Source organism: Streptomyces spongiae (genome assembly GCF_009377185.1).
GTDB lineage: Bacteria > Actinomycetota > Actinomycetes > Streptomycetales > Streptomycetaceae > Streptomyces > Streptomyces spongiae.
Genome location: NZ_VJZC01000367.1, coordinates 1 through 9,990, shown reverse-complemented (window position 1 = coordinate 9,990; position 9,990 = coordinate 1). Strand labels below are relative to the sequence as shown.

At 71.0% G+C, this 9,990-nt stretch carries 8 protein-coding genes; 5 read left to right on the top strand and 3 right to left on the bottom strand.

The window, feature by feature from the left end:
- Window positions 1–609 precede the first annotated feature (609 nt).
- A complete protein-coding gene (gene mfd, locus FNH08_RS34420; protein ID WP_152775453.1) occupies window positions 610–4,140 on the top strand; it encodes a transcription-repair coupling factor in 3,531 nt (1,176 codons plus the stop codon).
- A gap of 29 nt (window positions 4,141–4,169) precedes the next feature.
- Here mfd and FNH08_RS34415 read toward each other — a convergent pair whose 3' ends face one another.
- Complete coding sequence (locus FNH08_RS34415) at window positions 4,170–4,769, bottom strand: TetR/AcrR family transcriptional regulator (protein WP_152775452.1); 600 nt, start codon at window positions 4,767–4,769, stop codon at window positions 4,170–4,172.
- A 139-nt stretch (window positions 4,770–4,908) separates the two neighbouring features.
- Here FNH08_RS34415 and FNH08_RS34410 point away from each other — a divergent pair, with 139 nt between their 5' ends.
- Window positions 4,909–5,796: an SCO6745 family protein gene (locus tag FNH08_RS34410; RefSeq protein WP_228034526.1), complete on the top strand. Its 888-nt coding sequence runs from the start codon at window positions 4,909–4,911 to the stop codon at window positions 5,794–5,796.
- A gap of 51 nt (window positions 5,797–5,847) precedes the next feature.
- Here FNH08_RS34410 and FNH08_RS34405 read toward each other — a convergent pair whose 3' ends face one another.
- On the bottom strand, window positions 5,848–6,063 hold the full coding sequence (locus FNH08_RS34405; protein ID WP_228034524.1) for an antitoxin: 216 nt from the start codon (window positions 6,061–6,063) through the stop codon (window positions 5,848–5,850).
- A gap of 77 nt (window positions 6,064–6,140) precedes the next feature.
- Between FNH08_RS34405 and FNH08_RS34400 the strand changes: the two genes are divergently transcribed.
- A complete protein-coding gene (locus tag FNH08_RS34400; RefSeq protein ID WP_322725970.1) occupies window positions 6,141–6,857 on the top strand; it encodes an HNH endonuclease family protein in 717 nt (238 codons plus the stop codon).
- Window positions 6,858–6,921: 64 nt separating this feature from the next.
- Entirely contained in the window at window positions 6,922–7,671 is a 750-nt protein-coding gene (locus FNH08_RS34395) for a GNAT family N-acetyltransferase (protein ID WP_152775449.1), read from the top strand.
- A gap of 19 nt (window positions 7,672–7,690) precedes the next feature.
- Here FNH08_RS34395 and FNH08_RS34390 read toward each other — a convergent pair whose 3' ends face one another.
- Window positions 7,691–8,440, bottom strand: a complete 750-nt coding sequence (locus tag FNH08_RS34390) for a hypothetical protein (RefSeq protein ID WP_152775448.1) — start codon at window positions 8,438–8,440, stop codon at window positions 7,691–7,693.
- A 193-nt stretch (window positions 8,441–8,633) separates the two neighbouring features.
- Between FNH08_RS34390 and FNH08_RS34385 the strand changes: the two genes are divergently transcribed.
- Window positions 8,634–9,990: N-6 DNA methylase (locus FNH08_RS34385; RefSeq protein WP_322725969.1), on the top strand; the 1,357-nt coding region annotated here is incomplete at its 3' end.

Genomic DNA, 9,990 nt, shown 5'->3' with positions numbered 1-9,990 from the left:
GCCCGGGAGTTCGAGACTCCCCGGCACCGGGTTTTCCTTGGTTTGTGGGTGGCTTTTCCGCCGTCGTGGCTTGTCGCGCAGTTCCCCGCGCCCCTGAGGGGCGCGCCTCCCGCCGTCGTGGGTCGGGGGCGCGCCGGGAGGTTTCCGTCCTCGGTCCGGCGGTGCTGTGGGGGAGCGAAGGGCTCGGCGGCGGACGCCGGCCGCTGCGGGCGGACACCTCCCGGCCCACCCCCTGCGGCGCGTAGGCGGCTGCGGGTGCGTGGGGACATCCGTCCTCGGGGCGCGTAAGAGGCTCGGGGTGCGGTGTGGGTGGCGGTACGTTGTGTCGCCGGGCGCGCGGTTGTGCTTTTAAGGGGCGCGGGGAACTGCGCGACAAGCCACGACGAACCCGCAGCCGCCCACACACAGAACCCCGGCAGACGAGACCGAGAAGGGGCTCTGGGGCGCAGCCCCACGGCGGCACCCAAGCCTCCGGGAACGTCACCAAGCGAGGGGGCACCCCCAGATCCCCGCCCAAGCGAGCGCCGCGAAGCCGTACGCTGGACACCCCCGGCCCGTGAGACGTGTCGGGCCCTTCGCGTTGCCCTGCCTCCGGGAGAGAAGCCCTTCATGAGCCTGCACGGTCTGCTCGACGTCGTCGTCAAGGACACGGCCCTCGCGGAAGCGATCACGGCGGCCACCGACGGCAACCGCATGCACGTCGACCTGGTGGGCCCACCCGCGACCCGCCCGTTCGCGGTGGCCGCCCTGGCCCGGGACGCCGGCAGACCCGTACTCGCCGTGACGGCGACCGGACGCGAGGCCGAGGACCTGGCGGCCGCGCTCAGGTCACTGCTGCCACCGGACCGCGTCGTGGAGTACCCGTCCTGGGAGACCCTCCCGCACGAGCGGCTGAGCCCGCGCAGCGACACCGTGGGCCGGCGGCTGGCCGTACTGCGGCGCCTCGCGCACCCCAGCCCCGACGACCCCGAGACCGGCCCGGTCTCCGTGGTCGTGGCACCCGTGCGTTCCGTGCTCCAGCCGCAGGTCAAGGGGCTGGGGGAGCTTGAGCCCGTGGCCCTGCGGACCGGACAGACCGCCGACCTGAACGACGTCGTCGACGCGCTCGCGGCAGCCGCGTACTCCCGGGTGGAGCTGGTCGAGAAGCGCGGCGAGTTCGCGGTGCGGGGTGGGATCCTCGATGTCTTTCCGCCGACCGAGGAGCACCCCCTCCGGGTGGAGTTCTGGGGCGACGACGTCGAGGAGATCCGGTACTTCAAGGTCGCCGACCAGAGGTCCCTGGAGGTCGCCGAGCACGGACTGTGGGCGCCGCCCTGCCGTGAGCTGCTGCTGACGGACGACGTACGGCAGCGGGCCGCGGCCCTCGCCGAGCAGCACCCGGAACTGGGCGAGCTGCTGGGCAAGATCGCCGAGGGCATCGCCGTCGAGGGCATGGAGTCGCTGGCGCCCGTGCTCGTCGACGACATGGAGCTGTTGCTGGACGTGCTGCCCAAGGGCGCCATGGCCGTCGTGTGCGATCCGGAGCGGGTACGGACGCGGGCCGCCGACCTGGTGGCCACCAGCCAGGAGTTCCTCCAGGCGTCCTGGGCCGCGACCGCCGGTGGGGGCGAGGCCCCCATCGACGTGGGTGCGGCCTCCCTGTGGTCGATCGCCGACGTGCGTGACCGGGCCCGTGAGCTGGACATGATGTGGTGGTCGGTGTCGCCGTTCGCCGCCGACGAGGAGCTGGACGCCGACACGCTCAAGGTCGGCATGCACGCCCCCGAGACGTACCGCGGCGACACCGCGAAGGCGCTCGCCGACACCAAGGGCTGGCTCGCCGACGGCTGGCGCGCGGTCTTCGTCACCGAGGCGCACGGCCCGGCCGCCCGTACGGTCGAGGTACTGGGCGGCGAGGGCATCGCGGCCCGGCTGGACGCCGATCTCACCGACATCAGCCCCTCCGTGGTGCATGTGGCCTGTGGGTCGATCGACTTCGGCTTCGTCGATCCGCGGCTGAAGCTGGCCGTGCTGACGGAGACCGACCTCTCCGGCCAGAAGGCCGCCGGCAAGGACGGCGCCCGGATGCCGGCCCGCCGCCGCAAGACCATCGACCCGCTGACCCTGGAGTCCGGCGACTACATCGTGCACGAGCAGCACGGTGTCGGCCGGTACATCGAGATGGTCCAGCGGACCGTGCAGGGCGCCACGCGTGAGTACCTGGTGGTCGAGTACGCGCCCGCCAAGCGCGGCCAGCCCGGCGACCGGCTCTACATCCCCACCGACCAGCTGGAGCAGATCACCAAGTACGTCGGCGGGGAGGCGCCCACGCTGCACCGGCTGGGCGGCGCCGACTGGACGAAGACCAAGGCGCGCGCGAAGAAGGCTGTCAAGGAGATCGCCGCCGACCTGATCAAGCTGTACAGCGCGCGCATGGCGGCCCCCGGGCACGCCTTCGGAGGCGACACGCCCTGGCAGCGCGAGCTGGAGGACGCCTTCCCGTACGCCGAGACCCCCGACCAGCTGACGACGATCGCCGAGGTCAAGGAGGACATGGAGAAGTCGGTCCCCATGGACCGGCTCATCTGCGGCGACGTCGGCTACGGCAAGACGGAGATCGCCGTGCGCGCCGCCTTCAAGGCGGTGCAGGACGGCAAGCAGGTGGCGGTGCTGGTGCCGACCACGCTGCTGGTGCAGCAGCACTTCGGGACGTTCGGCGAGCGGTACTCGCAGTTCCCCGTGAACGTACGGGCGCTGTCCCGCTTCCAGACGGACACGGAGTCGAAGGCCACCCTGGAGGGACTGCGGGACGGATCGGTCGACATCGTCATCGGTACGCACCGGCTGTTCTCCTCCGAGACCAGGTTCAAGGACCTGGGGCTCGTCATCGTGGACGAGGAGCAGCGGTTCGGCGTCGAGCACAAGGAGCAGCTGAAGAAGCTGCGCGCGAACGTGGACGTGCTGACCATGTCCGCGACGCCGATCCCGAGGACGCTGGAGATGGCGGTGACCGGCATCCGTGAGATGTCGACGATCACCACCCCGCCGGAGGAGCGCCACCCCGTCCTGACCTTCGTCGGTCCGTACGAGGAGAAGCAGATCGGCGCGGCCGTCCGCAGGGAACTGCTGCGCGAGGGCCAGGTCTTCTACATCCACAACCGGGTCGAGTCGATCGACCGGGCGGCGGCCAGGCTGCGGGAGATCATCCCGGAGGCGCGTATCGCGACCGCTCACGGCCAGATGTCGGAGCAGGCGCTGGAGCAGGTGGTCGTCGACTTCTGGGAGAAGAAGTTCGACGTGCTGGTGTCGACGACGATCGTCGAGTCCGGCATCGACATCTCGAACGCGAACACGCTGATCGTGGAGCGCGGCGACAACTTCGGTCTCTCGCAACTGCACCAGCTGCGCGGCCGGGTCGGGCGAGGCCGTGAGCGCGGGTACGCGTACTTCCTCTACCCGCCGGAGAAGCCGCTGACGGAGACGGCCCATGAGCGGCTCGCCACCATCGCCCAGCACACGGAGATGGGCGCGGGCATGTACGTGGCGATGAAGGACCTGGAGATCCGTGGCGCGGGCAACCTGCTCGGCGGCGAACAGTCCGGCCACATCGCGGGCGTCGGCTTCGACCTGTACGTACGGATGGTGGGCGAGGCCGTCGCCGACTACCGCGCCTCGCTGGAGGGCGGTGTGGAGGAGGAGCCGCCGCTGGAGGTCAAGATCGAGCTCCCGGTCGACGCCCATGTCCCGCACGACTACGCGCCGGGCGAGCGGCTGCGCCTCCAGGCGTACCGCGCCATCGCCTCGGTGAACACCGAGGAGGACATCAGGGCCGTACGCGAGGAACTCGTCGACCGCTACGGCAAGTTGCCCGAGCCGGTGGAGAACCTGCTGCTCGTGGCGGGCCTGCGGATGCTCTCCCGTGCCTGCGGCGTCGGCGAGATCGTGCTCCAGGGCAACAACATCCGCTTCGCACCGGTGGAGTTGAGGGAGTCCCAGGAGCTGCGCGTCAAGCGGCTGTATCCGGGGGTCGTCATCAAGCCCGCTGTGCACCAGGTCCTGGTCCCGCGCCCGAAGACCGCCAAGGTGGGTGGCAAGCCGCTGGTCGGGCGGGAGTTGCTGGGGTGGACGGGGGAGTTCCTGACGTCGATCCTGGGGTCGTAGCCGCGGTGTCAGGTGGTGCGGGCTCGGCGTCAGCTGGTGCGCGGGAGCAGCATCATCGGCAGGGCCCGGAGCACCTCTTCGGGGTCCTCGTCACCCATGAGGTTGTCGAGGTTGTGGCTGAGGAGGAGCGTGGCGAAGCCGTGGGCGAGGGACCAGGCGGCTATGCGGGCGAGGCGGTCCTCGGGGTCCGTGTCGGTGGCGCTCTCCCTGGACGCCGCGCCGGAAACGGCGTCCTGGAGGGCACTGGCCGAGAGGGCGCGGGCCGTGGTCAGCTCGACGTCGTGCTCACGCAGCAGTTCCCGCGTGAACATCACCTGGAAGTGCGCCGGGTGCTTGCGCGCGAAGCACACGTAGCGCACGCCCGCGTCCCGTAGGTCGGACGCCTCCCTGATCGCTGCCGCCAGCAGCTCGAACCCCTCCGCCGCTATAGCCGTGAGCAGACCGGTGCGGTCCTTGAAGTGATGGGCCGGTGCCGCGTGGGAGACGCCCGCGCGGCGCGCCAAGTCGCGCAGACTCAGCGCGGAGGGGCCGTCGGCGGCGATGACGTCGAGAGCGGCACGCAGGATCGCACGGCGGAGGTCGCCGTGGTGGTACGGGGTTTTCGAGGAGGTCGTGCTCGTCACGTGCATCAGCTTACGCGCCGGATCTAGGCATTGACAAGTTTGCCGGGATGGGGAAATCTAGTCACTGTCAAGTTTGTGGATCGTGAATGCGACAGGGGGATGCGTCATGTCTGAGAACGTCAGCGGGGTCGACGTCAGCGAGAACATGAGGAAGAACGGGGTCGGGGCCGGAGTCGGGCCCGACCAGGTGCGCCGCATGTGGCATCTGCTGGAGGTGCTGCACTCCGTCCTCTACTACGCGCCGGAAGCGTCTGACGAGGCGTCCTCGCTCGGGTACGGGACGAAGGAGCGCTGGCCGAGCTACTTCCCGTTCCGAGCCGCCCCGTTGGGCGCCGTGGGGAGCGAGCGCGTGGCCTCCGCCTTCTACAGCTTCAGCCCGCGCATGGTCGCCGAGTACGTCGAACCGGCCTGGGACATCGCGAGTCCGGACACCGTCCTCGCGGCACGCGACCGGGCGGTGGACAGGGTGTACGGAGCGATCCTGGGCGACCGCGTGCACAGTGCCGAACTCGCCGAGGCCGCCGCACTGGCCCGCCGCGCCGCCGACGCTGCTGACACGGCGGGCCGCCCGCTGGCCGCCGCCAACGCCGAGTTGCCGTGGCCCGACGCGCCGCACCTTCAGCTGTGGCGGGCGGCGGCGATCCTGCGCGAGCACCGCGGCGACGGTCACCTCGCGGCGCTCCTGGTGGCCGGCCTGGATCCTGTGGAGTCGCTGGTCTCCTTCGCGGCGATAGGTGCCGCGCCGGTGGAGGTCTTCGAGAGCCGGGGCTGGAGTCCCGAGGAGTGGGCGGCCGCGCGTGACCGGCTCGTGGCGCGAGGTCTGGTGCGCCTGGACGGTACGGCGACTGCATCAGGACGAGAACTCCGCCGCCAGGTCGAGCGGCACACCGACGAACTCGCCGCCGGCCCTTGGCGGTTCCTCGGCCCGGAGGCCACCGCGCGCCTCGCCGACCTGCTCGGCGAGTTCTGGGTCGCGGTCCTCGGTACGGGGCTGATGCCGTCGGGGACGACGCTGGGGATCGGTAAGGCGTGAGGCCCGGCGGGGACTCCCAGTAGGAACTCCTGGCGGGAGTTGAACCGCGGGCTACTGCTGCCCGGGCGGCTCGTCGTGTCTGATCCCCGTCGGTTCCTCGACCCGGTGCTGGACCGGTTCGCGCCGGCGCGCGAACCGGTCGCCCGTCCTCTCGTTGATCTTCCGTTCCGCGTCGTCGGACACGTTCTTTGCCTGGTCCTGGTGTGCCCGGTTCTCGAATCTGTCGAAGATGCCCATGTGGGGTGGGCAGGACGGGCTGGAAGGCATGCGGAGCGGGTATGCGGAGCAGGCGTGTGGAACAGGTACGCGGAACAAGCACGCGCAACAGCAAAGGAGGGCCTCGCGTGGTGCGTCTGAAGGGTGGGGTCGCGGTCGCCGCGCTGGTGCTGGTCACCGTCAGCGGCTGCAAGTTGGAGACCGAGGGTTCCTCGGGGCCCGAGGAGCGGCCGGGCGGAGGCGGTGCCGCGCTCGCAGCCGTCGACTCGCTCACCGTCAAGGGCCGGGCGCCCAAGACGGGGTATGAACGGGACAACTTCGGCAGTGCCTGGGCCGACACGGACTCGAACGACTGCGACACCCGTGACGACATCCTCAAACGCGACCTGAAGGACGTGAAGTTCAAGGACGGCGACTGCCGGGTGGCCTCCGGGGTCCTGAATCCGGACCCGTACACCGGGAAGGACGTGACGTTCACGCGTGGCCACAGTCTCATCGACATAGACCATCTCGTCGCGCTCTCGGACGCCTGGCAGAAGGGCGCCCAGCAGTGGGACGCCAGCAAGCGCATAGCCCTGGCCAACGACCCGCTCAACCTCCTCGCCGTCGACGCCGGGAACAACCGCAGCAAGGGTGACGGTGACGCGGCCACCTGGCTCCCGCCCAAGAAGTCGTACCGCTGCACGTACGTGGCCAGGCAGGTCGCCGTGAAGATGAAGTACGGCCTGTGGGTCACCGAGGCGGAGAAGGCCGCTATGGAGCGTGTCCTGTCCGGCTGCCCCGACCAGGCGCTCCCGTCCGGGGGGAACCCGACGAAGGCGCCGGCGCGGTTCCACGCGGACTGAGGTCCGGGCTGAGGCCGGTAAAAACGGTTCGATCCGGCAGGGGGCGGCGCCTACCGTCTCCCGCATGGAACCGAAGGTCTGGGGGCTCGCCGAGCGGCCCGAGATGCTGGCGCGGGTGCTCGGGATGGCCGACACCTGGCCCGAGTTCATCCGTCAGGACCCGGTGGGCAACGCGCACTACGGGCGGATCGCCCGGGAGCTGCCGGAGTACGTGCTGTTCGCGGAGGACGAGCACGGCGAGGTGGTCGCCCACGCCCACAGCTTGCCCGTCGCGCTCGACGGCGAGGACGGCACCCCGGGTGAACTCCCCGCGCGGGGCTGGGACGAGATGCTCGTGCGGGCCTTCACCGACCTGCGGTACGGCACCCCGCCCGACACGGTGAGCGCGGTCTCCATCGTGGTCGCGCCGCACGCGCAGGGCACCGGTCTGTCGGCCAGGATGCTCTCCGCGATGCGGGACAACGCGCGGGCGCTCGGGTTCCGTGAGGTCGTGGCCCCGGTCCGGCCCAGCGCCAAGCACGTCGAGCCGCGTACGCCGATCGAGGAGTACGCGTTCCGGGTACGGGACGACGGGCTGCCGTACGACCCGTGGCTGCGTGTCCACGTCCGGGCGGGCGCCACCGTCGAGGCCGTGGCCCCCGCCTCGATGACCGTGTCCGCCTCGCTCGACGACTGGCGGGCGTGGACAGGGCTGCCCTTCGACACCGAGGGACTCGTGGAGGTGCCGGGCGCGCTGGTGCCGGTGCACTGTGAACCGGAGCGCGGCTACGCCGTGTACGTCGAGCCCAACGTGTGGGTGCGGCACGCGCTGTGAGGTCCGACCGGGTGATGCCTCAGCCGCCCAGCGTGTCCAGGTCCAGCACCTTGCCCTTGGGGGCCTCGGTCCGTACCGGCTTGTTGTAGTCGCTGAAGGCGATGTCGCCCGGTTCCTTCTTCGAGGCGCTGACGATCCGGAGCAGATACGGCTTGCCCTCGGTGGCGACGTACGCCGTGTAGCGGTCCTTGCCGTCCTTTTCCACGAGGGTGATCGCCGGGACGCCGCCGGACTTGGTGGTGTCGCCGCGCTCGGCGTCGAAGCGCTCGCCCCCGAACTCGTCGAGCACGGTGTCGAGGTCGCAGAAGCCGGCGATGTCCTTGGCGTCCGCGCCGGTCGCCTTCGTCTTGGCCCACTTGCCCGCCATCATGTCCACGACCATGTCGGTCTCCTGCTTGGATGACCCGTCGGACTGCGAGCGCAGGAACGCCTCGTCGAACTTGATGTAGACGATGGCGCCGGTCTTGATCAGTTCGAGCCCGCCCTCGCCGCTCATGCTCATCGTCCCGGCGCAGTCGCCCTTCTTGTCGAGCGCGATGTCCATCTTGATCGTGCCGCCGCTCTCCTCGTCCGGCACCTCGCCCTTGAGGCGGAGTGAGGTGGCGCCCTTCGTGGTGTCCACGGACCGTTCGGCGATCTCGCCGCCGGTCAGCCCGGCGAACGGTTCCTTCGGCTTGCTCTCCGCCTTGTCCGTGCCGGGCAGGCAGCCGGTGAGCGTGACGGTGGCCGCGGCGGCGATGCAGAGAGCGGCGAGTGTGGTGCGACGCATGGTTGGTCCCCCCGGAGACGCGTGATCGCCCTGCGTGAAGCAGGGGCTTGTTCGATGAGTCAATGAGAGCATGGGTTGTGAACCGAATCAACACGACTTATGGCTTGGGGTCAGTACACGGTCGTGAAGCGAATTGATACCGCACCCGTCGGTATGCTCGGCGTCACGGATCACGCAGAGGGGAGCCGGGCGCGTGCAGGACAACGGGACAGAGGTGACCGCGGCGGGGATCGCACGGCTCGCCGGAGTCGGCCGGGCCGCCGTCAGTAACTGGCGCCGCCGCCACACCGACTTCCCCAGGCCGGTCGGCGGCACCGAGACCAGCCCGTCGTTCGCGCTCGCCGAGGTCGAGGCATGGCTCCGCAAGCAGGGCAAGCTCGCCGAGGTGCCTCTCAAGGAGCGCGTCTGGCAGCAGCTCGCCGGCCACCCGGCGGGACCGGTCACGGCCCTGGTGCACGCGGGCTGTGCCCTCCTGCTCGTCCACGACCGCCACCCGGTCTGGCTGGAGGTGAGCGCGGGCTCCGACCAGCGCCTCGCCAAGCTGCTGCCCCACTCCCTCGACCAGGTGCTCACACCCCGCTTCGGCATGGTCCGCCGGCCCGCCGTGACGGCTCCGACGGCCGCCGCGCTCCTGCCCTCGGTGCCGCTGCTGCGGGGCGTTGCCGAGCTCGCGGCCGAGACGGGCGCGCGGCAGACGTTCGAGTTCCTGCTGGCCCGCCACCTCGACGCCAACCCGCGCCAGTACACGCCGACTCCGGCCGACCTAGCCCGTCTGATGGCCGACCTCGCGGGCCCCACCACCACGGTGCTCGACCCCGCCTGCGGCACCGGAGCCCTGCTGCAAGCCGTGGAGCCCCGGCCCGACCAGGAGGTGTTCGGCCAGGACAGCGCCCCCGAGTCGGCCGCCCTCACCGCGCTCCGGCTCGCCCTGCACACCCGCTCCACCGTTCGCACGGCAGCCGCCGACAGCCTGCGCGCCGACGCCTACGGCACGCTCAGGGCGGACACGGTCCTGTGCCACCCGCCGTTCAACGAGCGCAACTGGGGCCACGACGAGCTCGCCTACGACCCTCGCTGGGAGTACGGCTTCCCGGCCCGCACGGAGTCGGAACTGGCCTGGGTGCAGCACGCGTTGGCCCGCCTGAGAGACGGCGGCACCGCCGTCCTGCTGATGCCGCCCGCCGCGGCCGGCCGCCGCTCCGGGCGCCGTATCCGCGCCGACCTGCTGCGCCGGGGCGCCCTGCGCGCGGTGATCGCCCTGCCGGCGGGCGCGGCGCCCCCGCACAACCTCCCGCTGCACCTGTGGGTGCTGCGCAGGCCCGACAGGGCGTCCGCGCAGCCCGAGGTGCTGCTCGTCGACGCCGGACACCTCCCACGCCCTCAAGGCAGTGGGGGAGTGCTCGACCGGGAGGACGTACGCGCCGCCGTCCTGGAGGCATGGCGGGCCTTCGACCGTGACGGCACCGTGCCGGAGCGGCCGGGGCTGAGCCGTTCGGTGCCCGTCATCGAACTCCTCGACGACGACGTGGACCTGGCCCCCGCCCGCCATC

Excerpts from the sequence above, each read along its gene's own strand:
- FNH08_RS34390 (WP_152775448.1), bottom strand. The coding sequence starts at position 8,440 with ATGCGTCGCACCACACTCGCCGCTCTCTGCATCGCCGCCGCGGCCACC.
- FNH08_RS34405 (WP_228034524.1), bottom strand. The coding sequence starts at position 6,063 with ATGCCTTCCAGCCCGTCCTGCCCACCCCACATGGGCATCTTCGACAGA.
- FNH08_RS34395 (WP_152775449.1), top strand. The coding sequence starts at position 6,922 with ATGGAACCGAAGGTCTGGGGGCTCGCCGAGCGGCCCGAGATGCTGGCG.
- mfd (WP_152775453.1), top strand. The coding sequence starts at position 610 with ATGAGCCTGCACGGTCTGCTCGACGTCGTCGTCAAGGACACGGCCCTC.
- FNH08_RS34410 (WP_228034526.1), top strand. The coding sequence starts at position 4,909 with ATGAGGAAGAACGGGGTCGGGGCCGGAGTCGGGCCCGACCAGGTGCGC.
- FNH08_RS34415 (WP_152775452.1), bottom strand. The coding sequence starts at position 4,769 with ATGCACGTGACGAGCACGACCTCCTCGAAAACCCCGTACCACCACGGC.